Origin of the sequence: Mangrovimicrobium sediminis (assembly GCF_004745945.1) — a bacterium.
GTDB lineage: Bacteria > Pseudomonadota > Gammaproteobacteria > Pseudomonadales > Halieaceae > Mangrovimicrobium > Mangrovimicrobium sediminis.
On sequence record NZ_SRLE01000012.1, the window covers coordinates 238,355 to 263,953 of the forward strand.

Below are 25,599 nucleotides of genomic sequence, written 5' to 3' on the forward strand. Positions count from 1 at the left end.
CAGCAATGTATTGGAAGGGTGTTTCAGTGAAAAATATCGGCGTGATATTACTTTCAGTAATATCTTGTATGCTGGCTTTGCCGGCGAGTGCGTATGAAGATAAGGGAAATTTTCGGCAGCCGTTTTCGGTCGACTCACCGTGGAACAAACCATTGGCGGCCTACGGGTTTAACAGCTCGGAGCTGTCGCGCAACTCGATGTTTGCTACGGATAACATTGGAGTGGCCATCAACAGTGACACCTGGTCGGTGCCCTTCTATCGGGCGAAGAGGGGTGATTCGGTCCGCAAGATCTACTGCTACGCGCAGGACCATTACGTCAGCCTGCCGTTTCCTGCCGATGCCGAGCCGGCCGAGGGCACGGATGGGCATATGAGCATCATGGTCCCGCGCGAGGGCGTGATCTATGAGTTTTACAAATTCGAACTGCCGGATCGGGCCAAGCTGTGCAAGATCGTGGATGCTTCAGGGAGCGGCGTCGGTGCCAAGCGTGGGCAGATTCTTGGCGCCCGTGCATACGGCGGCTCCGCTACCGCGGGTTTGATCCGGAACTGGGAGGTTCGTCGTGGCCGGGTCAACCATGCGCTTGCGATAGCAGTGAGTAAGGAATTGCTCAAGCAGGGATACGTCTACCCGGCTTCCAGCGAGGACAAGCACAGCGCCGATACCTACAAAGGCGACATTCCGATGGGGTCCCTGGTAACCATTGATCCGAGTATTCGGCCCTCATCCCTGGTGTCCCAGCCGCTGTCGATCCTGATTGTGAAGGCCCTGCAGGAATATGGCGGGTATATCGTAAGCGCGGGTGGTACCAACAAGTTTATCCTTTACTCTGACCCGGACGTGTCGAAGGACATGGTCAGGGCGAGTGTGGAGGAGCTGCAGAGCATCGTGCCGTACCTGAAGATCGTGGAACACAAGGTGGTCTGGTAAATCAGTCTGGATGCGGCCGGAAGTTGATACTGCTCCGAGGTATCGCGCCGGCCGCCCGTTCGGGTTCCTCAAGGTAACCGTTGAATTCTCAGCAGCACGCTTGTCTGCAGTGTCCGGAGAGTCCTCATGGCGGGCACAGGTCGGGCTCCGCGAGCGTGCTTCCGCGATCGTAGCCGGCCGCCAGCCACATATTCCAGTCGGCGATCTGCGCGCGATCTCCCCCAAGCCATCTCCCTGGCGGTTGCATGTAGTAGCTGTTTTCCCGTGTCGATAGCAGCTCAGCCTTTGACGCAACCCCCGTGTCATTCATGAAATAGACCATGCCCAATCTTTTTGTCGAGCAGATTGTATTGCCCTCGAAGATGGTTCTCCCCGCCGTCTTTTGCTTCCACATGCGATAGAACTTGTCCCTGCTGAGCAAAAGAAAGTGATTGGAACGATAAACGGTACTGTAGCCGCCGTGGTAATCGGCGACTTGCGTGTCGATAAACGTATTTGCCTCCCAGAGTATGGTGTTGGTGAAGGGGCCAAATCCCGGGGTCTTCACGAAGCTGGCATTCTCAATACGATTCCCGGTGACGGTGATTTGGTGGTCGCCCGGAACCTTGGGCAGTCTGTAGCTGACATCGATAGCGGCATCCGCAATCTCTCCGTCCCGGCCCCAGTTGCGGATCTCGCAATTGTGGATGAGTGCGTCACCGGGTGAATCCAGGTTGATCCCGTCATGGTTCCTGTGCGCTTCGCCGGCGGTGTAGTCGTGAATTCGGCACCCTGAAATTTCCACCCAGGCCGGAGCGGTGTATCTAGCCATGTCCGATTTTTTTACAGGCTTGCTCCTGAAATAGATTCCTCCGCCGCCCCGGAACCCTGGGAGGCCTTCGTATTCGACGCCGGCGATCTCGACATTTTCCAGGATCAACTCACGGACATTGTCGAACCTGAGGTGGTAGTGCCGTACGCTTCCCGCGAAGCGCGAATTTCTCACGATGACACGATTGGCGTTCTCAATGTGAATCGTGTCGTACATGCGAGAGTCGCTGTCGCCGGTTTCAATATTCAGGTTTTCGATGACTACAACTTTTGCCCGCCGAATGTGGAAGAGCGTAGTTTTGTATTTTGCGGCGGCTCTGTTCCAGAGGATTTTGGCGCTCATATCCGAAATGACGACCTGATCCTTCCCGTTCCAGCGTTGCTGTACGCGATGTCCCTGCGTGATGTTGTCTGGGGAAATACCAAAAATCGCTGCAGGATTCAGTGCCGCGCCTGACTCAATGCAACTGGAAGTGGCTCCCAGTTGCGCCAGCAGGGTGCGCGGATCGGCGTCTGTGCAGGTTGCGCGGATGCCCGGCTTCTCGCCAGCTGTAGAAACTTGCTGCCATCCGGCGGCCAGCAGCAGGACGCCGAGTGCTGCCAAGCGTTTTACCGGGGGGTGGCACATGAGTTGCATATTAAGAGGCGCATGGAATGCTGTGGCTTGGTGGTCACGCGTAGTATCGCATACGGGGCTGAGTTCGAAGGAATGGTGTCATTCCAGAGACTCGAATAAGAGTGCGCCATGCGCCTCTGGGGACGCAATTAAGGATTGATGACTCACGCTGTGCCGTGCGATCGCCTGCGAGTAAACACCCATCAGCCACCGGGTCATTTTTGGGAAGAAGAAGGCAAGCTTCGAGCCAAAAATAGAGGCACTTGTTCCGGTTTCGGGTACGAAACCGGCTTACAGGTAGTCATTGATCTGTCCTATACTGATTGCTCTCCGGCTCTGGTTGTATAGAGCGGTGGGTTGGGAGATAAAGGATTGCAGAGTTCTGATAGCAGATACCGATGCAGCGGAGAAACTTTGGATGGCCGCACCCGGGTCGCTGAACGAGGCAGAGTGATACCCCCCCGTGTGGAGCGCCTGGTGGTCCACCAGATCGATTTGGCGCGACCTGCCCCCGGTGGAATCGACACCTGTATCAGAGGGCTTATATCCCATGCGCCTGAGGGCGTGACCTTCGCGGTGGTCGGGGTAGATTCGGGGGCTGACCTGCCCGAACGGGAGCTTGGTGTCTGGGAGAGGTACGAGTTGGGCGGGCGTTCTGCCTGGTTTTTGCCCGTCACCCGGCTCGACGCAGGTGACCAGAATCGGCGAGTGCCGCACTCCTTGAGGCTCGCCATGGGCCTGCTCCGCTACCAGGCCAGATTACCCGATTTCTCCGTACTGCAGGCGCACCGTGCAGACGTCGCTGCGGCCTCGTCGTTGCTACTGCGCCGGCCCCTTGCCTATATGGTCCATACCCAGGAGACCGGCCTGACGCATGGGAAGTCAGACTCATTTTGGCGCAACGCTGCCGGTGTCCACGCCTGGATTGAAAACTGGCTGATACGCCGAGCCCAGTCGACCACGGTGTTCAACCCCGATTTCGCCGAGACTGCGGCCAGGATAAGTCCCACCGCGCGGTTCTCCCCCACCTGGTTCGAGCCTTCACTCGAGGCCTTCCGCCCGGTAGCCGCGTACCCTCATCGCGTGCTCTGGGTGGGTCGGGTGGAAGAACCCAAGGACCCGCATCTTGCGGTGGATGTATTGGCTAAATTGGCTGAGCTAGAGCCAGACACGCCCTGGAGTCTGCGGATTGTCGGCGCGGGAACCCTGCTGCCAGAAGTGCAGGACGCCGTGCGGAGACTCGACCCAACCGTCGCTTCACGCATTGAACTCCTCGGTCGCCTGGCGCCGGCGGAGGTCGCAGCCGAAATGTCCCAGGCCGGGGCTTTCCTCATGACCTCCCACCCTGGCTATGAGGGCTTCCCCCGAGTCCTCCTGGAGGCGATGTCGGCTGGATTGCCGGCCGTCGTCACCCAGGGTTCAGACACTGGTGGTGTGATCAGGGTTGGTGAAACAGGGCAGGTATGCGGTCGTGACCCCGAGGAAATGGCGCGTGCAATTATCCAGTGTGCCATGTTTGACCGGAGCGCTGTACGCGCGAGTGTCGACGAGTATCCCGCGCCCAAGGTGGTCGCCAGGATTCTGGAACCCCGATTCGCTGAACCCGGCACCAAAAGCGAGCCAGCCCTGCAGCCAATCATGCGCGTCGATGATGATGGACGTGCCCAACTTTGTGGCGCGCCGCTATTCCAGGGAGGGCGAGAGGCTCTCCGGAACAAGCTTGCCGACCTGATCGCATCCAGGCAGGTGCATACTGTAATCACCCCGAACGTGGACCAACTTCTCCTGCTACCCGAGAATCCGGCATTGGCGGCTGCCTACCAGGCTGCAAGCCTGCGCATAACAGACGGTTCCCCGCTCGCATGGCTGGGCAGGACGCTGGGTGCCAGGGATTTACATCGGCTTACCGGCGCCGACTTGCTTGTCGATGCCGCGAAGTGGGCCCCGGACCTGGGTTGGCGGATTGTGGTTACGGGTGGGGCGCCAGGTGTCGCTGACGAGGCGGTGCGACAGATGCAGGTGCGCTTCGGAACCGATGCGCACGCGGTCGATTTTCCCATGCTTGATGACATAAGCGATCCTCGTGCGAGATCGGTAATCTCCAGAATTTCGGAGCTGGAACCCAGCCTGGTGTTCGTGTGTCTGGGTTCCCCGAAACAGGATGTATGGGCCGATTTCTGGCGCGAGGAACTGCCGCCCGCTGTCTATATCGGTGCTGGAGCAGCCGTCGATTTCGTGGCGGGAACAAAGCGCCGCGCTCCGGCTTTTGTACAGCGCATCGGGATGGAGTGGGTATTTCGACTGGTCCAGGAGCCCAGACGGCTTGTGCACCGGTACCTGGTGCGGGGGCCCCGGTTCCTCGGTGTTGTATTCAGGTCGTTGCGCGGGGCCGGTCGCACAGATTGACGCAGTGTCCAGCCTGCCCGGGGAATGCAGTCTTCTTCAGCCTTGCGATGAACGCGAACCGTGGCCCGCTTGCGGATCAGCGATGTGTGGGTAGTACTACAGGATAGGAGCACTTTGCGGTATGGCTGATGAGGTCAGTGTCGTCATCCCGACCCATGATCGTGATCGGCAACTGGTCGAGGCGCTGGAGTCTGTCTTCTCGCAGACTCTCCCTCCCGTGAAGGTGATCGTGAGCGATGATCGTGGGGCCAGTGCAACGCGAGATGCGGTCAATGCGTTCTCTGCTCGAACCAGTCAGGTCGTTCAATACGTAGATTCTTCAGGCCCCCTGGCTGGTACCGCGGGCGCTTCGCGTAATTCCGGCGCTACTTGTGTTACAACGCCATTGATTGCGTTTCTCGACGATGACGATTTGTGGCATCCCGAATTTCTCTCGAGTACTACCGCAGCGTTAACGAATGCCGGAGCAGACTTTGCCGTGGCCTGGAACAAGGCGGATGATGCAGAGTTTACAATGACCAGAATGCGCGAGGGCCTTTCAGCGCAAAACGTGGTGGCCCGTAACCCCGGGTTCGTCGGCTCCAACTTCCTGATGAAAACCGAGGCGTTTAACGCGCTCGGCGGTTTTGATCCGGAGCTGCCCGTTTCCAATGACAAGGATTTGCTGGTGCGGGCTCTCGCAGCCGGTCTGAGCTATGTCGTCGTTGAGAAATACCTGGTCATCAACCGCATACACGAAAGCGAGCAGCTGACCGACAAGACCATTCGGCGGGAAAACGGAATTCGTAAATATATTTCCAAACACCGTGCGTTGCTCTCGCGACGCGACAACTGGTTTTTGCAGGCGCAACTCGCGAGTGTCAGGCGAGTAACCGCGCCTAGCAAGATGTCCCGATTCCTCAGTGGAGTGACGGTTGCGGTTACCCGGACCCTGTATTGGATTACCTCGCCTGGCAGTGAATGAGATGAACCACCTGCATTGTGAATTTCACGTTTCGGGACAATTTTTGGGATGTCAGCAACACCTGGGGTAAGCGCGCGTGGCTAATTCAAGTACGCTCGGTGAACGCCTACGAAGATCGGCCTACACGACCCGCTATGCCTGGTGGACACAGATACCAGGGCTCTCGGGTGTAGTAGCCCGCCACCACGCGCCAGGTACTCGGCCCGTTCTGCTGTTATCCCTCCCGCGAAGTGGGTCCAGCTGGGTGGGAAAGGTGCTCGGTGCCGCGGAGAATGCGGCCTACCTGAGAGAACCGGTCACTCAAGGCCTGAAGGAAGAAATGAGTGGCGGAATAGTGCGCAATATTCTAGGTGATACGCTCGGGGAGCACTACCGATCCGCCGCACTTCGTGCACTTCGAGGCATACCGAAGTTTTCGAGAAATATCGCCACAAGCCCCGAGCAATGGGGGCTTCTGGGGCGATCCAGTCGCATTGTCGTAATCAAGGAAGTAAATCCGCTAGCACTACCAGTCTACATAGAGGCTGCGAGGCCTTACGTCATACTCCTGCTCCGCCACCCTGCGGCCGTCGCCTTGAGCCACCAGAAGTTGGGATGGCTTGGAAATCCGGATACAGTCGCCGGCTCGCCGAGTGACGGAGATGTCTGGTTACGCAATGGGTGGCGACAGGCGGAAGTGATCGCGAGTGCACTGCGTACGCTCGCCACCTATGAAGGCCACTGTGTCATTCGCTATGAGGATATGTGTCTTGCGCCTGAGAAGGAGTTCGAGAGAGTTGCGCGAGAAACGGGTCTGCAGTTTGGCCCCGATCTTGAAGGCGAGATCAGTCGTACGACAAGTGGAACCGTGGACAATGGGGCGTACAGCGTGCAACGGGATTCCAGACGTATGGCCTGGCGTTGGCGGGAGGAGATTGACCCGGGTGCCCTGAGGAACCTTCGCGAAGGGTACCGCCGTGTCCCCACCGGATATTACGATGGGGACGATGAATGGCTGAGCCTTTAGTGCCAGCCTTGCAGCGGGGCTCTGGTGTGCTCCTCCGAACACAAATTTTGAACATCGAACCGGTCTGCCTCTGACCAGTTCGCGCCATCCAGACAGGCTTTTCGTCTGTAGATGGCATAACATCAAGCAAATTTGGCAAGCGTAGCGCAGGATTCATGAGTCCAGCCGAGAAACTGATTACAGTAGTCATTCCGCTGTACAACAAGCGAGAAACCATCCGCCGAGCGATCTCTTCGGTGCTCGCCCAATCTGAGCCGCGCTTTGAATTGGTCGTTGTAGATGATGGGAGTACTGACGACTCGGCGGAAATTGTCGCCGAGTTTCAGGATCCCCGCCTGCGCCTGGTTCGACAGGAGAACGCAGGTCCTGGCGCTGCCAGGAATACCGGTGCGCGGCTCGGTGAATGTTCCTACCTGGCGTTTCTGGATGCTGACGATGAATGGGAGCCAGGATTCCTGAGTACCGCGCTTTCGCGATTGGAAGAATTTCCACAGGCGATTGCCTACGTTTGCGGGTACGATGCGGGCGAGTTTCGTCTGAACAGACCGAACAAGATTCTGGCCCTGGGCATTTCAGGATGCCTGAATATTGCCGCGGATACAGATGGAAAGACGCTGAAAAAATACGTGGATGCAATGCATTCGAGTTGCACCATGGTACGGCGTGACGATTTCTTTCGGGTTGGTGGCTACTATGCCAAGAACAGCTGCAGATATGGCGAAGACAGCTACCTCTGGCTGTCAATTCTGCTATCTGGGCCTGTATTTTGGGACCCAGAAGAGTTGACCAGGTTTCATGTCGAAGACTCGAGTCTGGGTTTCGCGACCACAAGGCGAACACAGGCTCGGCCAATTTCGATAGAGGGACTGGACATTGGAAGCCTTATCGAACCTGAAATGCTACCCGCGCTGAAACGAGTGGTACTAGAGTATACAAACATGGACCTGGGAATACTTCGTCGCTCCGGCGCATTCCCACAGGCCGTGGAACTCCGCGCAATACATGGATTGAATGACCCAGGTTCTCTACTGAAAGACGGATATTGGCGTTTGAGGTACTTGTTGCGCCTTTGCTAGGGGCGGGCGTTAGCGTGCGGGGCGTAAATATATCCAGATAAAGCTTCGAACTTTGCCCAATATTTCGAACAGAAGCCTGTCGCGCGATTTAATTTCGCATTCCCCCCATTCTGAAGGAAATTGATAGCCCCATTTCTCCATGAAGGGACCAAACACCTGTCGCGCACGCCGCCGGGCTGCATCATCAAAATATGATTGCCAGTTCATGTCGCGTTTTGCTGTCTTGTTTGCGATTGGCAATGGCCTCACCTGATCTATCCCGAGCTGCGATAGAACTGTCGAAAAGTCATCCTGGATGGATTCGAATCGTATTACGTAGTCGAACTTTTCGTGATCAAGTCGGCTCCAGTTGTCGTATGGGAGCTTGTAGAACCTCATGAAATAATCGGCAAAGCTATCGCCATGCTTTTGAATATAACGAAACCGGGTAAGGTCGGCGTGTTTGTCCAGTCGGCCGTAGATTCCACGGCGAACACCGAGCTTCTTGGGGTCGGTGAATCGTCCTCGGTGATCCGTCCTGTATTTTTCGTAATGACTTACTGCGCGGTCCAGGGGATTTCTCAGACCAGAAAAGACATAGTAATTTTTCTGCTCCGGAGTCGCGTGCTTCAGAAAATCACGATATGTCGCGTGTTTTCCCAGCAGCTTTTTACCGCCGTACAGTTCGCACAACTCGCTACTGATCGCAGTCGTGCCGCTCAGGGGCAACTCGATAAAGACGTACCTGTGGCGGTCACTGACGATCATTTTCGCTAGTACTCTTTTTGACAAGAACGTAAAAACTGCGGACTTCGAGTATTGCGGATCTGAAGAAAATGGTAGCCAAATTCAGTATAGACCATTCCTGGATATTGCCGAGCAGCGGAAATCTCCAAGGTATTTCCGTAGCCGCAGAACCTTGCCGGCGTGGCCAACGGTCCTTCGCGATCTCAAATCATGTCTGAACAGGGAATTAGGCCTGCGGCTGTATGAGGGCGGGCGGAAACGCAGGCGGGGCGGGCGATTGCTGCTCCTCGCAGTGCTCAGGTTCCTGGCTCCTGCCTTTTCTATGGGCCGGGGGGAACAAAATTCGATGGGGAATCTTTGTGCATATAGACACTTGTTGATATAGCTCATTACACTACTAGAAGCGTGGGAGCCGATGCTCGGTTGTGCGACGCCCTTGAAGGGCATTGCAGCCGGGCATGACGATTCACTTGACCCGGGTTTGAGAATGCTGTCCTTGATATTGATCGGACGTCGGCGAGGCGGGTGTGATTGGCAACGCCTGCTAAAATGATACTTCGTGGATTTATTGAAGGGCTGTATGAGTGACTGGGATGGACGAGGCAACGCCAATTGAATAGACGTAAGAGCTCCTTGGCACCCGATTTAAACCATCCCGTTCGGGTAGGCGGCTTGCCGTCGACGACTGCCGCCGTGCAAGTGGAGTTTCGCTCGCTGAGTAGTGTCGCATGAGTGATGCGTCAGCCTACGCAGTGTTCCTGCTCCCGTTGGCTGCGGTGGGTTTCGTTCTTTTTCTTGCCAGCTTTCGCAATGCACTGTGGTTCCTTACCTTCCACCTGGTGGTTCGGTCGCTGATAGACAGTGCTTCGCAGTACACATACTTGCCTGTCATCGGGCCGCTGTCGATTGCGGCAACGTACTCGGTGATCTACATCTGCTTGATCTTCGTTTTCCTGGTCTCCAAGCGCAAAAGGATATTCTCTCCGCTGCTGGTTCCGCTGGCGGCCTACCTTGTCGTGCTGCTCCTGAGTACCATATTCAGCGGACGTTGGACGGATCTCATCGAGGTATCGATCAAGTGGGTCTATTTTTACCTCGTCTTTCTTCTCGCCTGGAGCATTGCCGATAGCTACCCGATGCGGAAGATCGCCTGGGCACTGACGATAGGCGCGAGCTACCCGATCGCCAATCAACTCTTGATGTCCGTAGTCCGTGGTCCAAAATGCATCGAAGGGCAGGCGATTTGTAGCTATGTCGGGAGCTTCTACCACGAAAGTGAATTGGCGGCATGGATACTGATTTTTATCCTGGGTACGATGCTGGGCTTCAGATCCAATTCGAAACCTCGGGTAAAGTACTTTTTCCTGGCGGCTATCCTGGTAGGTGTTCTGTCTCTGCTTCTAAACGGGTATCGCACGGCAATCCTCGCCTTCGTCGTGCTGCTGATCTATCTGTATGTCGTCTACTTGCGGAAGCTATCGGTTCCTGTTGCTATTTTTGTCGGGTTTGCGTTTGCGTGGTTCGGAGTCGCCGGTTTTATCTATGCATATGATTCACTTGGCGCTTATATCGGCGACTTTGTCACAGTCTTCTCAAATCCAGGCCATTACCTGACGATTAGCGGAGAGCCGGACAACAAGGAAGTATTTTCCGGGCGCCTCTACCTGTTCAGTCTGACCCTGTACCAGTATGTAAACGGGGGGCCAGTGGAGTATTTGCTTGGCATTGGACCGAACGGAGTGCAGGCAGAAATAGGGGTGTACGCTCACAATGAATTTGTATCCGCGTTGGTGGAGTCCGGAATATTGGGCTTTCTCGTTTTTGCGTGGCTTTTGTTGGTTTGCTGGAAGGTCGTAGCAGCGTCGAATGACAGGCTTTTGCTCGGTGTATACCTTTGTGTTCTCGTAATGGCAATGGCGACCATGCCCTTGCACAATATTAGGTCAATGGTTTTGCTGGCCGTCACGTTCGGGATCGCATACGGACAGTATGCAAAACAGCGAGTTTCTGTTCCTGGGCGGCGTACGAAGAAAATCGTAGGGAATGTTGGCCCTATGCGGGCATGATTACAGCAACTGCAGACGCATTTATCGGTTCCTTCCGGAGTGCTCGTTCTTGAAACTGAGTGTCGCTCGAAGTGAGAGCATTCAACTTGAATCTCGAATGCGTGGATAAGCTATGAGTCTCATGAAGTACATCAGAAGGCTAGGTACGCTATTGAGGCAGCGCGTCCATGGTGTCGTGAAGGGACACAGGATCGCGTTTATTCACATTCCCAAGACGGGTGGTTCATCGATCGGGGTGGCGATAGCTGACTCTTTCGGTGTGTTAGCGAGAGTGCTACCGAACAGGATGGTCTATGTGAATGCCGGGGCTAGCATGGATGCCGCGCGGTTAGGTGGCGACGAACTGGTAGGGTACAGAGAGGCTGTCGTTCGCTATTTTATGCAATTGAGGCAGGTGCGCTATATCGGTGGGCACATTCCGTTCAGTCCCGCTGCCAAAGCGGAACCAGGTTGTGATTGGGATTTTGTTGCTGTATTCCGTCACCCGGTAAAGAGATGGATATCAGCGTACTACTACGACAGATTCAAAGAATCTGACCATGCAAAGATCGATCAGGATATTGCTTCATTTCTCTCTACCGACCGCGGTAGAAATTGGGGTTGCATGTACGTCTCGCTGTTGTGTGGAAAGTCCATTGAGCGCGATGTTGTCGATCAGAGAATTCTTGATGAGGCCATCAAAAATCTTGGGCAATTTGGTGTTGTCGGTGTGCTCGAGCATATGGATAGATTTGCAGCGGACTATCAAGAACGCTTTGGTGTGAAGCTAAATATCGGAGTGACCAATCAAAATCCGGTCAAGTCCTATGAAGAGCGCGAAGAAATCACACCAGAGCTTTTGGCGGAGATAGAAAGAGTCTGTGAACCGGACATGGCGGTATACCAGGCTGCCCTCCAGATTCGTAAGTCGTCAGCTTAGAAATTGCAATGAAGTATCTGGATGTTCAAGAAATAGAGTCCGATGTGGCTACAACTCAAAGCTCAGGGAACCGTCCGATTCACAGTAGTTTCCATGCAATCGAAAAAAAGCGGCGCTCACCGGCGATTTGGTCCTGAAGACAATAGAGCGAATTGACATCTTTTAGTTAATGGAAGAGCCGAAAAAATTCTCGATTTACTTTCTTTCGGTCGCTTTAGGTTCGATGCGAGGGCGGCGTGGCGCGAATTTTGCCTCAACCAGTGGCATAGGGTTCGAGGTTTAGGAACTCCAAACATTCACGGGATTGAAGTGGGCGCCATTTATTTTCTGGCGTGGTGTTGTCTGTGTACCCGAGCGTTCTCTGAGTCATGCTAAAGATCGTGCAAAGCTTCCGAGTAGAGGTATGTCGGGGGCAAATTCAAAGTCATGTAGAGGCTGGAAATAGCTAGTGCAGTCAGATTCCCCCAAAAGAATTCTTATCCGAACGCTGCCATTGGCGAATGCAAACTATGGTGGATTACTTCAGGCATACGCACTTCAAAGCGTATTGCATGACCTGGGATATTTGCCTTCGACTGATACCGGCGTGTTGCAGTACTCCTACTGGACTTTCGCTCGTATCAAGCAGGAAATTAAGAACACGCTTGTCAACCATACGCCGCTAGGTGTGCTGAATTACCTTCCGGTTTCAAAGTGGACGTTGAGAGAGGCAATGCGCAGAGAGTCATCCAGGAAGATGATGGAGTTTGTTGATAATCATATCTCAACTGTCATGCTGTTTCGGCAATCTGGAAAATTTGTTCCTGAAGTATTGGACGGCTTTGATGGGTTGCTGGCAGGTAGTGACCAAGTCTGGCGACGAGCATATAGCGATATAACATCCTACTTGTTTGATTTTGCCGCTGGTTCAAAACATATAAAGGCCTCCTACGCAGCTTCATTTGGGATGGATGATATCGATGAGTACGGACCTGAGTTGAAGAATCGAAGCGCCGTTCTCGCGAAAGCTTTGGATGCGGTATCCGTCAGGGAAGCTGCAGGAGTTGAGATATGCTCACAATGTTGGGGTGTAGAGGCCTTGCAGCATGTGGACCCTACCTTGTTGCTTAGCAGGTCACACTATGATCGTCTGGCGGGTTCCGCCAATTTTCGGAAATCTGGTCCGTACCTCCTCTCCTATATTTTGGATGATGAGAGTAAGCCCCGTGAAGTTGAGCAGCGTCTCGGCGCGGCGTTGTCATTACCTGTCGAACGACTGATGCACAATTCACCCAAGGAGTATCGGGAGTATCGAGGCAATAGGGGGCGTTATGCACGACCCACGGTTTATGAATGGCTGGCAGCCTTCAGGGATGCGGAGTTTGTAGTCACTGACTCATTTCATGGCACCGTTTTTGCTATTCTGAACAACAAGCCGTTTATTTCTTTGGGGAATCAGTTTCGGGGCATATCACGCTTCGATTCACTATTGAGCTTACTCTTGTTAAGAGACAGACTCGTCCTGGAGGACATTTCCAGAATTGAGGAGATCGCCAGCTCGCCAATCGACTGGACGCAAGTGACGTCGATACTCGAGCAGGAGAGATCCAGGAGTCGTAAGTACTTACTCAAAGTATTTGAAACTCGTGGAGAAGTGGCATAGCGGCACGCTGTCTTTGGATCGAATCACGTCGGTCGACAACTCCAAGAACTCACTCGCGATCATGGGTTCATTGTCGAAATTGTCAGGGAGTCTTGAATTGAGTATTGATGAAGTAAAGGTCGTTGGTGTCGGATGGGGAAAAACCGGTACAAGTTCGCTGGGTAAGGCACTTAAGATACTCGGTTTTGATCGTCATGTATCTTACTCCCCTGAGCTTGTCATGATGCTCAAAAAGGGGCGAGTAGATGATGTATTGGCTCGCCTTGAAAACTTCAATGCAATGGAAGACTGGCCTTTTCCCCTTATGTACCAAAGCATTGACCAGCATTTTCCCAATGCGAAATTCGTGCTTACAGAGCGGGATCCTGAGAAGCGCATGACGAGTTATCAGGGGCATGTACAACGGGAAGACAGTGCAGCTAAGCGCAATTCACTATTAGGGATTGGGCCGCGCATCAAGGAGCAGATTAAGGCGTACAGGCTTCGCAGAATCAGAAAGTATATCTACGGATTCAAGGAGCCAGACCTGCATCCTGAAGAAATGATAGCGCTCTACAAAAAGCACAATATGGAAGTCAGGAACTACTTTAAAGATCGGCCTCAAAAACTCCTGATCGTGAATTGGGAGAACGGTGATGGATGGAACGAGCTTTGTGGTTTCCTGGAACTGAGTGAGCCAGCGGAAGAGTTTCCCCATTTGAAAGACCGTCGGAAATTTTCCTCCTAAGATCGTTTGGGAAGTCTGCTCGTTTCCAGGTCATGGGTACCCGGCTTCCTCGAGCTTTAGTCCAGTGGATTCAGAGAGGGCCCTGTTTCCCTGACGATAGAATTTCCTCAGATACTCAGTTTGTTCTGCCGAATATGAAGCTGGGCGGCTCCCAAATCTGCTGCCTGGATTTTCAGTCGAATTTTTCTGTGTGATAGATGAAATAAATCCAGATAAGCCGGGAAGCATTGAGCCAAGCCGCTTTTTTGCCTTGTCCAGGCTTGTCAGCCGTACATTTTCTTTTTTCAGGCTGAATTCGGTCACCGGGATATTCTTGCCCGGGCAGGCGAGTTCGCAAATATCTCGCAAAAATGTTTCAGGGTCTCTGGTCAGGTCTTCAACCATCGCAACTTTGACGTTGTTGTGTCCGAACATATCTGCGTAGACGCTGTACGTATTGAAGTAGTTCAGGCGGTGTAATAGAGACCCCCTACCCTGAATGTCTGCTCCAATCGCCGTGCTGATGTAATCATTCCAACGCACGGATACAGTGGATGGTTTGGATATCTCGGCGTAGATAGATGGCAGGATGTCGAGTTGATTCCTGATAATTATGAGGATCTTTGCGTTGGGGAAAATTGCCTTTAGACGTTCCGCCACTGTAACTGTGTCACACCATCCCTGCCTCTGAAACGGCGTATGGCTCCCGGAAGAGAGAACCTCGTTGGATATCACGACCGAATCTTTTCCTTCAAGGAAGTCTTGAATACTACTGCGTATCTCGTCTTTCCTTTGCTCATACTCGCAAATGCCAAGCGAAGCGATGCTGTACACCGCCCTATGAGCGTCCTCTCCGCCATCTGCAAAATCCATCTGCACGCCGAGGTAGGACAAATCGTTACACGCCTTAAAGAAGCCGCGTTGTAAGCTTGTCGAGGCACATTTTGAGTATCCTATGTGGATAAGGGGAGAGTCGCTTACAGGCACGAGCTTTGCATCCTGCTCATCTGTAGAATGCGGTGATTCTTCAAACAGTTAGATGTTTCTGACATTTTCCTTTCCTCCCGGTCGCTGGTCGCACTGGTCGAGATATCAAGCCCTGAGTTTGGCTATGAGTCTTTTCAGTGATTTGGAAACAAAAACTTTCTCGTCGCTGGACAAGCCGACAACATAGATCGAAATTACCGATATTAGAACGGAAGTAAAGCAGGAGAGGAAGAAGCGCAGGACGCCATCATCAGTGTGCAGTATAAGTGCGGTTAACACGCTATAGGTGAAGAGAACGCACAAGAGCGCGCGAAGAAGGACTTGAGATAGGTACTTCCGAATGGACAGGTTCACCATAGAACGTAAAAACAGCAAACGTAGAAAAAGCGTAATCGTTGAAATGGCAATAGCGGTATAAAACACGGTTTCGGCTGGGAGTCCCCTACTCAACAGCAGGTAAGCAATAGGTAAGTTCAAAAGAACCACACTTCCAACGACGGCTTGGTACATAGCGATTCGACCAGTCGCCTGTGCTGCTGCCATCAATGGAAGTGAGAGAGAGTTAATCAGCGTTGATAGCAAGATTAGCCGAGTGAAAGTGACTGCGTGCTCCGGTAATGTGGTTAGCCAGGTGGCTAGGACAAATTGAGCTTCCGCTAAAAGGGGTGTGGAAATTATAAACAAAAGAAAAAAGCAGAATTTCGAACTCCTGAACACCAGTTCCAACATTTCGCTGTTCTGCTCGCTGGCATAGTACTTGGTGATCTGTGGGCGAGTCGCAATCATGAAGTTCTGCACGAATTGATTAATCGCCATGTTGACCTGAAAAGCGATCCCTCTGGCTGCATTGACAGTTGGGCCAAAGAACATATTCAAAATGATGTTCACGCCTTGGTCTCTTGATACTGCCGCAGCGGCTCCGAACAAATTCCAACCAGAATACCCAACTATTTCTTTAAACAGGCGTGAATCCCAGTAATAGGAGAATCGACACTCTTCGAATCGACGATACGCGTAGGTACGCACAACCAGAGTCACAAGGGTAGTGACACCAAATACCAGGACTGCATAGAGCTTCAATGCATCAAAACTGAGATAAATAAGTAAATACGCTACCAGTAGTTTGAGCAGGACCTCGAGGATGCTGATCCACGCAAACACATCCATTCTTTCGTGGGCGATAATCGCTGCCCGGTACGGTATGGTGATGATACTCATCATGAATGAGAAGACGGAAAACTGGTACACCCAGTGTGCTGCGCTGACCCTTTCGGTGGGAATGTTGAGTTGTGTGTCTAGTAGCCAAAGGCCCAGTGTTTCAGCGAGCAGGAGAATGAGTGCGGCTACAGCGACATAGGCCATCATTATCATGCTGAATGTCTTTTTGAGCTGCTCGTGATTCTCTTTGCCCAGTTCGAAGGCGAAAAATCGCTGAGAAGCGGTGGCCATGCTTCCGCTCAGAAAGGAAAACATTGTGACTACGCCACCGACGACGTTGTAAAGACCATAGTCAACGGCGCCAAGTGCCTGTAAAACAATGCGAACCGTGAACAGCGAAACCGCCATGGTCAGAAGCATTCGGAAATAAAGAAATAGCGTATTCCGAACTATTCGCTTGTTGTTTTCCGACACTGACATTGGTCTTCGGCCCGTTGGCTCACCGGCTTTTGGGGTGAGTAAAGAATTTGGCGATGGTGCTTGTCTAAATATTTTCTATGAATTGAGTGCTAAGAGTTTAGGTAGACATCGAAAAAATATCCTTGTAACGAAGAGCGCACGCATCAATGCTGTATTGCTCACAGCTCTCCTGAAAAATATCTTCCCGCGAATTCTGGTTCCTGAACGCATTTACGCGCTCAATATTTTCACGAAGGTTTTCTGGAGAGTTGAACGCGTAGACGCCCCGCGTGGTTTTAGCCATTGAATCTATAAATTCGCTGCTTTGTGCCAGGATTATGCATCCGTAGCTCTTAGCCATATAGTAGGCGCCGGAAACCACGGCAGACCCTTCCCCATGGGTGAGGACGAGAACATCAGAAGCACTCATCAGGTCAGGTATCTCCTGGTCAGAAACAAAGCGAAAATCGCACTGCACGTCCAGATGGCGAAGATTGATGATCGAATTGATCTCTTCCTCAAGTGTTTCGTCCCGACAACGGCCCACAATCTGGAGAGGCGTCTCTTTTGGCCAGATGCTTAGCAGCTCAGGTATTCTCTTATAGCGTTTCACAGCGCCAAAACAAACGAATCGGGGGCTGCCTTCGGTCCAGCGGTCGGAAACAAGCTTGTCAGTGTAGATAGGGTGTGGCGAGTATTGGTAGTTTGGCACTAGGGACCGGGACTCAAAATGAGCAAGCTTGTAGGTGGCGATTTTTTCAAGACTGGATATCGCCCACCGGGAAATTTTCTGTCCGATCCCTGTTGCGTCATGACCAATGTAATTATGCCTCTGCCATACCAGCGGTACTCCACTGAGCCTGAACAGTAGCAACATCACGCAGAATTTGAACAGGCCGGTTACGCTGATGCTATTCCGGCTTTTGCTGATAGGCCATTCTTCCATCCAATGCACATCTATTATGGAGCCTGGAGGGATGCTCCGTTTTAAAAAATCCTGTCCTAGTGAAGCCAGCGGCTTTATCCTGAACCCCAGGTTTTCCATGACCTTGATATGCTGGTCGATATAGCCATTGCCAGGTTTTAAATGTGGTGACAGGTAGCAGTTACCTGGGGTGGATTGAGAAGCCTGGGATATCACCACACCTTAGCCTTGTGTCGAGTCGGTTGGGAAATACTGCTCCGAGGAACTATCAGAACCCTGGCGAAGAGGCTAAACGCTAATGAGGGGTAGTCGGTCAATTTCGCCGCTTGGCCGAGGAACCAAAACCTCAGAGATTTGGTATCCGAGGGGTCGCCGCGGTTAGCCCCGGAAGTAACGCACTCCGGGTTCCCGGTACTCTGCAGTAGTCTGTCCACGATGTTCGATGCAGGTTCAACTGGGAAATGGTTGCTGGGGAAATCGGTCCACGGTTTCAAATAACGTAGCACACTTGTACATCCAAGTATGCAACGGCAAATCGGCAAGTAGGCAACGGCAATCCGGGCAGGAGAGGACGCGACGGTTGCTGGTCTGAATTTCGCGTCTACGACATGCATAGGGCCTACTCCCGGAACAATCTGGCTATGTTGTGCCCGGATTTTGCTTCCATATCTTGGTCGGACTGCCTACTCCCATAATTGAGTTGATCGGTTGGCGTGCGGATACAGCGTGCTCATGTGGGCTTGCCTGGCTTTTGCCGAGTTCCCGGCAGAGGGTTGTATGCTCATGCGTGCTGAAGCTGGTGGTCGCCTGCCTTTTGGTCTGGAAAATGTATGCATTTGCCGTACCAAGCTTAGGGTGGAGAGTTCGCATATGGACCGTTGTTGGGCTGGAGGGTGACGGACTTTTGTTTGGCCTGATACTTGGATAGACTTTTTTGCCTGGCACGGACGATCGTTGGTTCCAGAATTCGACTATTCTTGGAGGTAGCTTGGCTGGACATGGGACCGGAGCCTGGTGCCAGAAGAGGGCATTTCAGGCCAGTACAATCTCCCCGGTGGCCAGGAAAAGTGCTCCCCATTGTATGTGACCTTCATTGCATCGATAGCCCATCTTTTCTATGTGGACAAATGTTTGGCGGCCTCGCTTGCCGGGACCCTCGATAGGCGAACGTACGCGACCACTCCGCCACCATCCCGGGGCCTTTTTTGCCTGTCGAAAAATTATACACACTGATGTTGTGGCGGCGTGCGGCAGGTATTCGATGCTGGCTCCCGTCCCGGAAGCCCCCAGACTAATAGGCCCCTTGGCTCCCCTTGCGAATATCGGCGCGGGTTGTGGCACTATCTCAATATGCCGGCTGCTGGTGTTGGCACCACCTGGGGGCTCCCGAAAGCGATGTAATACAGGGCGGCTAGTTTGGGGGGCACACTGCACAGTCCGACGGAGGTCTCTGAGTATCAGGGCGAGGGTCGGGCACCGGGGTGCAACTGTGAAACAGGTGGGGGCGGTGTCTGTCACGCTTTCCTGAGAAACTCCTGGAATGCCCTTGCGTGGGGCTACATTGGGTACTCGCTTTCCCAGCCCTGACACTACAATAATGCATGCGTAACTGCTCATAGCCACGCGAAGAATGTAAGGGAGAATAATGTCGAATTCTGCTAGCGCAGCCTCAGGACGAGGTACCCAGGCCAACACGTCGCCCCTGGTTTGGCTCATGTTGTTGCTGATCTGTGCCGCGGCGGTCTGCTATATCTTCTGGGACGGCCTGGTCGAGATGGAGTGGCGCTGGGCAAATATCGAGGAATACAGCCACGGGTACATGATTCCGTTCGTGGCATTCTTCCTGTTCTACCAGAAACTGCCCGCACTGATTCGCCTGAACTGGCGAGGCCGTTGGTTGGGGCCGCTACTGATGGCCGGCGCGATGCTGGGGTGGTTCCTCGGCGATCTCAGTTCTATCTACATCATTGTCCATTACGCATTTCTGCTCGCGTTGGTCGCGCTGGGAATTAGCGTGTTTGGCGTGCGTGGTTTTCGCCTGACCTGGGCTTCATTTGCATACCTGATCTTCATGATCCCGCTACCCACCTTCCTCTACCGGGGTTTGTCGGAGCAACTGCAATTGATCTCTACCCAGATTGGCGTTGCTGTCATCCAGTTGTTCGATATCAGTGTCTATGTCACCGGTAACGTCATAGACCTGGGGGTCTATCAACTGCAGGTTGTGGAAGCCTGCAGTGGCCTGCGCTACCTCTTCCCCCTGATGAGCTTCGGCTTCCTAATAGCCTATGTCTACAACGGTCCGAACTGGCATAAATGGACCATCTTCCTGAGCACGGTGGTCATTACTGTGCTCATGAACAGCTTCCGCATCGGCGTGATCGGTATCACGGTCGAGTACTGGGGCATCGAGATGGCGGAGGGTTTCCTGCATGATTTCGAGGGCTGGTTCGTGTTCATGGCCTGTCTCGGGGTTCTGTTCCTCTTGATCCTGGCCTTGAACTATGCGGGGGGCAGACGGGTATCCCCGCTGGACCTTATCGACCTTTCGTACCCCTCTCTCGCCGATATCAAGGCGGCCAGGCCTGGGTTTCGGCGTACCATGCCCGGTCTGGTGTTAACCATGCTGGTGCTGGCCATGGCTCTCCCTGCGAGTATCGCGATTTCAGACCGCGAAGAGTATGTGCCGGTGCGGGAGAGTTTTATCCGTTTTCCTCTGCTGCATGGCGACTGGGTTGGTGAGGAGACTGCCCTCAGTCCGGGTGTCCTCAAAGCCCTGGATTACCCTGACTACATTCAGGCCAACTACCGGCGCCCCGGGGATCCGATCCCGGTTAATTTCTATGTTGCCTACTATGAGTCACAGCGTACCGGCTCCTCGATCCACTCGCCGCGCTCGTGCATCCCGGGCGGCGGTTGGAAGATTTCCAACCTGACTCAGCAGGACATGGGGGACGCCCTGGGTTACTCTGGATTGCGCGTCAATCGACTTCTCATTTCCCAGGGCGACGAGTCCAACCTCGTGTACTACTGGTTCGCCCAGCGCGGGCGCGTCATCACCAATGAATACCTTGCAAAGTGGTATCTCTTCATGGATGGCCTGACCATGCAGCGTTCTGACGGCGCGCTGGTTCGCCTGGTGACACCTGTACTACCTGGCACGGATGTCGCATTAGCTGACGAGAGATTGCAGGCGTTTCTCCGGGAGTTCTACCCGATATTGCCGGAATTTCTCCCGGGCCAGGATATCCAGGTCAAGGAGATCAGCAGGAGTCGTCAGAACAAGACCAGCTAGTCATGGAATACCTTTACAGCCTAACCATCGCCCTGTTCCTGACGATCGCCCTGATCCCCCTGCTGATCAGGCTGTCGACTCGTCTCGGGCTGATCGATGACCCGTCGGCGGAGCGCAAGGTGCACGCGGTGGTCATGCCGCGCACCGGCGGGCTGGGGATCATCATCGGCGCCGCGCTGCCGCTGTTGTTCCTGCTGCCCTTCGAGGGCGAGGTAGGTTACCTGTTCATCGGTTGCGCGATTATTGTCGTGTTCGGCCTGCTCGACGACCGCCTCGAGCTCAGCTACAAGTGGAAGCTGTTCGGCCAGGCGCTGGCGGCGCTGGTGGTGATGGCCGGCGGAATCGCCGCGCACAAGCTGCCATTTCTCGGCCTGGACAGCGCACCGCTCTGGTTGAGTTACCCGATCACATTCTTCTTCCTGGTCGGCGTGGTCAATGGTGTCAATTTTTCTGACGGCCTGGACGGTCTCGCGGCCGGCACCTCGATCATGGCGTTGCTGCTCATCTTCCTGCTCGCCTTCCATGTCGACAACTACCAGGTGGCGATGATCTCGCTCACCGTGGTCGGTGGGGTGCTGGGTTTCCTGCGCTACAACACCTTTCCCGCCAACATCTTCATGGGCGACGCCGGCAGCCAGTTCCTCGGGTTTATCATCGCCTGCCTCGCCCTCATGGTTACGCAGGACGAGATCGCGCCCTACAGCGCCTTCCTGCCGGTGCTGATCCTCGGCATCCCGATCATGGATATCATCCAGGTAGTGCCGGTGCGAGTACACAAGAAGCTGCCGCTGCCGGGGCCGGACAAGGAACACTTCCATCACCAGATAGGCAAGCTCGGCTTCACCCACACCGAGGTGGTGGGAATCATCTACATCCTGCAGACGATCCTCATGGCCGGCGCCTTCGTCTTTCGCTTCCATGTGGATTTTGTTGTCGCCGCCTTCTATGCCGTATTCGTCTTTATGGTGCTGGGCGCCCTGTTACTGGGCAATTACCGGGACTTCTCCTTCCACCCGCCGGAAGACATACCCGGCCGCGAGCGGCGCAATAACTTCCTGCGCCGCTTCGACTGGTATTACCACAACTCCGGCCGCTACCTGGCGGTGTTGCTTGGCGTATTCCTGCTGGCGGCGGCGCATTACGCGGTGCCCGGCACCTCCCACCTGCGCATGGGTCTGAGCCTGCTGGGCGGGGTAATTGCCAGCGCGCTGCTCACGCGCTTCGCGCAGGCACAGACGATCTTCCGCTGTGTGCTGTACCTGGCCTGTGTGATGATGGCCTACCTGCTGCTGTCCGGTGAACTCGGGGAGACCGAGGTTTACGTCGTGGTGGGCAGTTCCGCCCTGCTGCTGGTCAGCCTGATGCTGGCCATTCGCATGACGCGCAAGTCGGACTTCCGCCTGACCACCCAGGACCTGCTGATCACCCTGGTCATCGTGCTGGTTCCCCTGCTGCCGATCGATTTGTTGCAACAGTACGCGCTCGGTCGGGTCATACTCCTGGTGGCGCTTTTGATGTATACCAGCGAGTTCATTTTGCATCGCGCCACCCGCATGGTGGCCTTTACCAGCGGTTGTGCGATAGCGGCCTTGCTGGCACTGTTTTGAATCGACAATAAAAAGAACCTGGAGCTTACTCGGAGTTAATTATGGTGCGTATCGGACAACGCGGAATCATTCTGGCCCTCAGCGCGACATTGCTGTTATCGGCATGTGGCGGCAGCGAGGAGCGCCAGGCGAAATACCTGGAGCGGTCGAAGGAACACTACGCCGCCGAGAACTACGACAAGGCGAAAATCGACGCCCGCAATGTACTGAAAATTAACCAGAACAACGCCGAGGCCCGCTACATGCTCGCCCTGGTGGCAGAGAAGCAGCAAAAGTGGCGCGAGATGGCCGGTGCCCTGAACGCGGTGTTGGAGGTGAATCCGAATCACGTCGACGCCAACATCAAAATGGCGCAACTCCTCGCGGGGGCCGGGGAACTGGACGACGCACAGGAGAATATCGACCGCGTCCAGCAACAGGAGCCGGATAACGCCGACGGACTGGCGGTGAGCGCCTTGATCGCCATGAAGCGCGGCGAGCGCGACGACGCCCTGGCCAGGGCCGAGAAGGCGCTGCAACAGGATCCGGCCAAGATTCTGGCGCTCTCGGTGATGGGCTCGCTGATCGGTACCTCCGACCCGGGCCGTGTGCTGGAATTTGTGGACCGCGGGCTGGCGAAAGAGCCCGATGACGTCGACCTCATGAAGCTGCGTATTGCTGCGCTGGAGCAGCTCGGGCGCAGCGAGGATGTGATCGGCGAACTTGAAAAACTGGTGGCGAGCCACCCCGGTGACGTCACCTACGTACGTCAGTTGGCCGCCTATTACGTGAGCAAATTCCAGGCCGATGCGGCGGAAACCATGCTGCGAGAGCAGCTGGCGGCGCACCCCGACGACCCGGACTACAAACTGGTGATGGTCGAGTACCTGCGCCAGGTCGAGGGCGATGAGGCGGCCCGGGACGAACTGCAGAAAATGCTCGCCGCCGACCCGGCCAGCGTCGAGGTCCGCTTTTCGTTGGGCAAACTGCTTGAGCAACTGCGTCAGCTCGAGGATGCCGAGGCGGTGTACAAGGGAACCTTCGATCACGGCGAGGAGGGCGAGGCCTACCAGGCTGCCCGAGTCAGCCTGGCGGACATCAGCCTGGGGCGCGGCGAACTGGAAACGGCGCAACAGTGGGTCGACCAGGCGTTGGAGAGGGAAGCCGGGGATCCGGAGGCCCTGCTGGCGCAGGCGCGCATCAAGTTCGCGCGCCAGCAGTACGAGGACGCGATCCCTGACCTGCGTATGGTGCTGCGCTCCGCGCCGGATGACGCCCGCGCACTGCTGATGATCGCCGAGGCCCAGCGCCACACCGGTGCCGTGGACCTGGCCCTGGACAACTACCGCAAGGTGCTGGAACTGCGGCCGGACAACACCATCGCCCTGTACCAGAGCGCCAGCCTGATGTCCTCGCGCCAGGAATACGCCAAGGCTGCGGCCAATTTCGAGAAGCTGCTGGAGATCGAGCCAGAAAGCATCCAGGCGATCAACGAGCTCTCCGGCATCTATTCGCGCCTGCAGCGCTGGGACGACGCCGAGGCACTGATCCAGCGCCTGGCCGGCGACGACAAGACCCAGCCGGTGGCAGACCTGTTATCCGCGGGCCTGGCACTGCGCCAGGACCAGCCGGAGGAGGCCCTCACCCTGGCCAAGGCCGCGCTGGAGGCCAACCCGCAACTGACCGGCGCGCTACCCATTATCAGCGGCAGCTACTACCGCCTTGGGCAGACCGACGAGGCGCTGGCCTGGTTCCAGGACTACCAGCAGGCGCACCCGGACGACAGCCAGGCGGCGACGATCCTCACCAACCTTTACATGCTCACGGGCGATGCCGACAAGGCGGAAGCGGGTTACCTGGCGATCATCGAGACCTCGCCGGAGAAGATCGACCCGTACATCAACCTCGCCCGCCTGTACGTCGCCCGTGGCGATGCCGATGCGGCGGACGCGGTATTCAGGCGCGGCCTGGAGGCGAACCCCTCCAGCACCGTCCTGCACGTGGCGCTGGCCAACCGCTACACGGTGTCCGGTCGGGCGGATGACGCGCTCAAACTGCTCGAGGACATCCACGCCCAGGCGCCGGAGGTACGCGTCGTCACCAACAACCTGGTGGCGATCCTGCTCGACTATTTCCCCACCGAGGAGAACCTGCGGCGGGCGCGCGAACTCACCGCGGGATTCGAGAATTCCTCCTCTCCGGCGGAGCTCGACACCCGCGGCTGGCTACAGTACCGCCTGGGTAATATCCCGCAGGCGATCAGCCTGATGCAGGCGGCGCGGCAGGCGGGTGGCGAAGGCCCTGAATACGCCTACCACCTGGGCATGGCCTATCACAGCAACGGGCAGATGGAACTGGCGAAGCAGGAACTGGGCAACGCGCTGGCCGACGAGGCTGCCCAGTTCCCCGGGCGCGAGGAGGCGCAGAAGGTCTACGACAGCCTGGAGTAAGACTCCAGGTATCCTGTCCTGCAACTGGTCTCCTTGTGTAGAGCTGTTTCAGGACGGATCACGGGCATAAAAAAAGGCGGATGGTGACATCCGCCTTTTTTATTGGTTGCCGCAGGCTTACTTGCGCAGGCGGCGTCCGCCGAGGCCGAGCATGCCGGCAATCAGCAGGCCGAGGCCGGCCAGGGGCAGCGCCGGTACTGCTACCGCGTCGACCGGGCCGGGGGTCGGCGGCACCGGTGCGGCTGCTACGGACCAGTCCAGGGTGGTGGTCGCGGTGCCTGCCGTCGTGTCGATGGACACGGTGGTGAAGGAGTCCCAGGTGCCGGTCACGGAATCGTAGGCCTTCGGCGTACCCAGGGTCAGGAACGGGCATACGTCGAAGCCGCTGACAGGCGTACAGGTGGCGTCGGTGAAGGTTCCGCTCGCGGGGCCGGAGAAATCGAAGCTCGCAGACCCGCTGATTTCGACCACCGCGACGATCGGTGCGGTGACCGAGCGGGTCTCGGTGTAGCTGATGGTCAGCATGTCGCCGCTGAGGTTACCGGTACCGGAACCGACGGTGGTGGAGGTGCCTGCGCCTACCGTGCCGCCGCCGTAGGAGGCCGTGACCGCCTGGGCCATGGCCGTGGAACCGCCTGCCCCCAGGCTGATGGCAAGTGCCATGCTCGCTAATTTTTTCATATCTGCTCTCTCGCAAGATCGGGTAGTCCGGCCGTCTTCCGCGCTGTGTGGGCAGTGGAAGACCCGTGACTTTCCGTCCCAGGCTCACGCCTGGTTTGGCTCATCCAGGTGTTATTTGCTTCATTCCCTGCGCCGCGTGTGCCGGAAACGGTGACCGCATTCCTCCACAGCACGGCAATAGGCCTGTCA

At 55.4% G+C, this 25,599-nt stretch carries 17 protein-coding genes and 1 riboswitch; of the genes, 11 read left to right on the forward strand and 6 right to left on the reverse strand.

Going from position 1 to position 25,599, the window contains the following annotated elements; all coding sequences use genetic code 11:
- Positions 1 to 26: 26 nt before the first annotated feature.
- Positions 27 to 932 carry a hypothetical protein gene (locus E4634_RS17345; protein ID WP_135445919.1) on the forward strand — a complete coding sequence of 302 codons (906 nt, stop codon included), beginning with the start codon at positions 27 to 29 and terminating at the stop codon, positions 930 to 932.
- A 124-nt stretch (positions 933 to 1,056) separates the two neighbouring features.
- Here the strand turns inward: E4634_RS17345 and E4634_RS17350 are convergent, their stop codons facing one another.
- The gene (locus E4634_RS17350; RefSeq protein WP_167854961.1) at positions 1,057 to 2,346 is read right to left on the reverse strand and encodes a right-handed parallel beta-helix repeat-containing protein; all 1,290 of its coding nucleotides are present in this window, start codon (positions 2,344 to 2,346) and stop codon (positions 1,057 to 1,059) included.
- A gap of 489 nt (positions 2,347 to 2,835) precedes the next feature.
- On the opposite strand from E4634_RS17350, the gene E4634_RS17355 reads away from it, so the two are divergent.
- From E4634_RS17355 to E4634_RS17370, 3 genes are all read left to right on the forward strand, one after another.
- Positions 2,836 to 4,764: a WecB/TagA/CpsF family glycosyltransferase gene (locus tag E4634_RS17355; protein WP_135445921.1), complete on the forward strand. Its 1,929-nt coding sequence runs from the start codon at positions 2,836 to 2,838 to the stop codon at positions 4,762 to 4,764.
- 121 nt (positions 4,765 to 4,885) lie between these two features.
- Positions 4,886 to 5,728, forward strand: a complete 843-nt coding sequence (locus tag E4634_RS17360) for a glycosyltransferase family 2 protein (protein ID WP_135445922.1) — start codon at positions 4,886 to 4,888, stop codon at positions 5,726 to 5,728.
- Positions 5,729 to 6,889: 1,161 nt separating this feature from the next.
- Positions 6,890 to 7,810, forward strand: coding sequence for a glycosyltransferase family 2 protein (locus E4634_RS17370; RefSeq protein WP_135445924.1), 921 nt, complete (start codon positions 6,890 to 6,892; stop codon positions 7,808 to 7,810).
- Between the two features lie 9 nt (positions 7,811 to 7,819).
- Here the strand turns inward: E4634_RS17370 and E4634_RS17375 are convergent, their stop codons facing one another.
- On the reverse strand, positions 7,820 to 8,557 hold the full coding sequence (locus tag E4634_RS17375) for a sulfotransferase family 2 domain-containing protein (protein WP_135445925.1): 738 nt from the start codon (positions 8,555 to 8,557) through the stop codon (positions 7,820 to 7,822).
- Between the two features lie 707 nt (positions 8,558 to 9,264).
- Between E4634_RS17375 and E4634_RS17380 the strand changes: the two genes are divergently transcribed.
- The 4 genes from E4634_RS17380 (at position 9,265) to E4634_RS17395 (ending at position 13,890) form a co-directional block, all read left to right on the forward strand.
- A complete protein-coding gene (locus tag E4634_RS17380; protein WP_135445926.1) occupies positions 9,265 to 10,602 on the forward strand; it encodes an O-antigen ligase family protein in 1,338 nt (445 codons plus the stop codon).
- A 121-nt stretch (positions 10,603 to 10,723) separates the two neighbouring features.
- Complete coding sequence (locus E4634_RS17385; protein WP_167854962.1) at positions 10,724 to 11,521, forward strand: sulfotransferase family 2 domain-containing protein; 798 nt, start codon at positions 10,724 to 10,726, stop codon at positions 11,519 to 11,521.
- Between the two features lie 448 nt (positions 11,522 to 11,969).
- The gene (locus tag E4634_RS17390) at positions 11,970 to 13,163 is read left to right on the forward strand and encodes a polysaccharide pyruvyl transferase family protein (RefSeq protein ID WP_135445928.1); all 1,194 of its coding nucleotides are present in this window, start codon (positions 11,970 to 11,972) and stop codon (positions 13,161 to 13,163) included.
- Positions 13,164 to 13,260: 97 nt separating this feature from the next.
- Positions 13,261 to 13,890: a sulfotransferase family protein gene (locus E4634_RS17395; RefSeq protein ID WP_135445929.1), complete on the forward strand. Its 630-nt coding sequence runs from the start codon at positions 13,261 to 13,263 to the stop codon at positions 13,888 to 13,890.
- Positions 13,891 to 13,920: 30 nt separating this feature from the next.
- Here the strand turns inward: E4634_RS17395 and E4634_RS17400 are convergent, their stop codons facing one another.
- The 3 genes from E4634_RS17400 to E4634_RS17410 form a co-directional block, all read right to left on the reverse strand.
- Positions 13,921 to 14,856, reverse strand: coding sequence for a sulfotransferase family protein (locus tag E4634_RS17400; RefSeq protein ID WP_135445930.1), 936 nt, complete (start codon positions 14,854 to 14,856; stop codon positions 13,921 to 13,923).
- A 105-nt stretch (positions 14,857 to 14,961) separates the two neighbouring features.
- Positions 14,962 to 16,422 (reverse strand): lipopolysaccharide biosynthesis protein, encoded by a 1,461-nt coding sequence (locus tag E4634_RS17405; protein WP_135445931.1) that lies wholly within the window; start codon positions 16,420 to 16,422, stop codon positions 14,962 to 14,964.
- 169 nt (positions 16,423 to 16,591) lie between these two features.
- Positions 16,592 to 17,617 carry a glycosyltransferase family protein gene (locus E4634_RS17410; protein ID WP_135445932.1) on the reverse strand — a complete coding sequence of 342 codons (1,026 nt, stop codon included), beginning with the start codon at positions 17,615 to 17,617 and terminating at the stop codon, positions 16,592 to 16,594.
- Between the two features lie 1,495 nt (positions 17,618 to 19,112).
- On the opposite strand from E4634_RS17410, the gene xrtD reads away from it, so the two are divergent.
- The 3 genes from xrtD to E4634_RS17425 are packed head-to-tail and all read left to right on the forward strand — an operon-like array spanning position 19,113 to position 24,729.
- On the forward strand, positions 19,113 to 20,693 hold the full coding sequence (gene xrtD, locus E4634_RS17415) for a VPLPA-CTERM-specific exosortase XrtD (protein WP_167854963.1): 1,581 nt from the start codon (positions 19,113 to 19,115) through the stop codon (positions 20,691 to 20,693).
- A gap of 2 nt (positions 20,694 to 20,695) precedes the next feature.
- Entirely contained in the window at positions 20,696 to 22,300 is a 1,605-nt protein-coding gene (locus E4634_RS17420; protein ID WP_135445934.1) for a glycosyltransferase family 4 protein, read from the forward strand.
- A 41-nt stretch (positions 22,301 to 22,341) separates the two neighbouring features.
- Positions 22,342 to 24,729: a tetratricopeptide repeat protein gene (locus E4634_RS17425; RefSeq protein ID WP_135445935.1), complete on the forward strand. Its 2,388-nt coding sequence runs from the start codon at positions 22,342 to 22,344 to the stop codon at positions 24,727 to 24,729.
- Between the two features lie 117 nt (positions 24,730 to 24,846).
- Here E4634_RS17425 and E4634_RS17430 read toward each other — a convergent pair whose 3' ends face one another.
- The gene (locus tag E4634_RS17430; RefSeq protein WP_135445936.1) at positions 24,847 to 25,410 is read right to left on the reverse strand and encodes a hypothetical protein; all 564 of its coding nucleotides are present in this window, start codon (positions 25,408 to 25,410) and stop codon (positions 24,847 to 24,849) included.
- A gap of 18 nt (positions 25,411 to 25,428) precedes the next feature.
- A riboswitch (cyclic di-GMP riboswitch) is annotated at positions 25,429 to 25,520 on the reverse strand.
- Between the last annotated feature and the right edge of the window lie 79 nt (positions 25,521 to 25,599).